A 1,279-nucleotide genomic window follows, 5' to 3' on the forward strand; every position below is an offset into this window, starting at 1 on the left:
GGCGGTGCGACCCGGGTGCAGTCGGGTTGCAGCGTCCCCTCGAACATTCCAGTGGGACGCCGGGTGCCGATACTCGTGGGCATGGAACCCCTCGCCTCCGTCAGTTTCGCCACGACCGGCGGCCCTCGTAACGCCGGCTGGCAGCAGCAGCTCCGCGTCGACTATGTCGTCAACAAGGTCATGCAGACACACCGCGGCCAGTCCGAGGATGTCGTCAAGCGGGCCATCCAGGACCAGCTCCGCAGTTTCGGCGTGGTGCCGAACGGCCGGCAGGTCTCCCAGTACGCAGCGGTGATCTCCCAATTGCCGCTGCTGCCGCCCGCGAACGCCTGACCCGGCACGGTGCTTCCTGCGGTTTCCCGCGCGTCCGCCTCCCTTCCCAGGTCGGCCTGTCAGCGCGCGGGGAACCGCAGGATCCGGTCGTCGCCGTCCCGGACGTTCTCGTCCCGGTCGGTGTTCGACGTGGTCAGCCACAGGGCCCCGTCGGGCGCCACGGCGACGGTGCGCAGCCGGCCCCACTTCTCGGTGAAGTGCGCCTTCGGCTCGCCACCGCCCAGCGGGACGGTCCACAGCCGCTGCCCGCGCAGCGCCGCGACGTAGAGCGTGTCGCCCGCGATCGCCGCCCCCGACGGCGACGCCTCCGACGTGGCCCAGGTGACCACCGGCTTCTGGAATCTCGGGTCGTTGCGCTCGTCGCCCTCGACCTGCGGCCAGCCGTAGTTCTTGCCCTTCTCGATCTTGTTGACCTCGTCCAGGCGGTTCTGGCCGAACTCGGTGGCGTACATGTCGCCGTCCGCGGTCCAGGCGAGACCCTGCACGTTGCGGTGCCCCGAGGTCCAGATCGGCGAGCCGGCCGTCGGGTTGCCGGGCGCCGGGTCGCCGTCGGGCGTCAGCCGCAGGATCTTGCCGTTCGGGCTGGCCGGGTTCTGCGAGCGCGGCGGCTCGGCCGCGTCGCCGGTGCCGACGTAGAGCATGCCGTCCGGGCCGAAGGCGATCCGGCCGCCGTTGTGGTTGCCGGCCTTGGCCAGGCCGTCGAAGACCACCTCGGGCTTGTCGTTGCTGCCCAGCTTGAAGCGGACGATGCGGTTGTCCTCCTCGGCCGTGAGGTAGGCGTACACCCAGCGGGTCTGCGGGTAGTCCGCGGCCAGGGCCAGCCCGAGCAGGCCGCCCTCGCCGCCCGGGTCGACCCCGGGCACCCGGTACGCCACCCGCGGCTCCTGGCCCGGCGTGATCTGCATGATCCGGGTCTTCTCCCGCTCGGCGACCAGTGCGCTGCCGT

General features: G+C 71.7%; 2 protein-coding genes. One reads left to right on the top strand and one right to left on the bottom strand.

The window, feature by feature from the left end:
* A partial coding sequence (locus AB0M20_RS44140) for a hypothetical protein (RefSeq protein WP_364307529.1) occupies positions 1-333 on the top strand: 333 nt, incomplete at its 5' end.
* Positions 334-392: 59 nt separating this feature from the next.
* Here the strand turns inward: AB0M20_RS44140 and AB0M20_RS44145 are convergent.
* Positions 393-1,279, bottom strand: an 887-nt coding sequence (locus tag AB0M20_RS44145) for a PQQ-dependent sugar dehydrogenase (RefSeq protein WP_364307531.1), incomplete at its 5' end; no start/stop codon positions are given.

Source organism: Actinoplanes sp. NPDC051633 (genome assembly GCF_040681735.1).
In the GTDB taxonomy this organism is placed as follows: Bacteria; Actinomycetota; Actinomycetes; order Mycobacteriales; family Micromonosporaceae; genus Actinoplanes.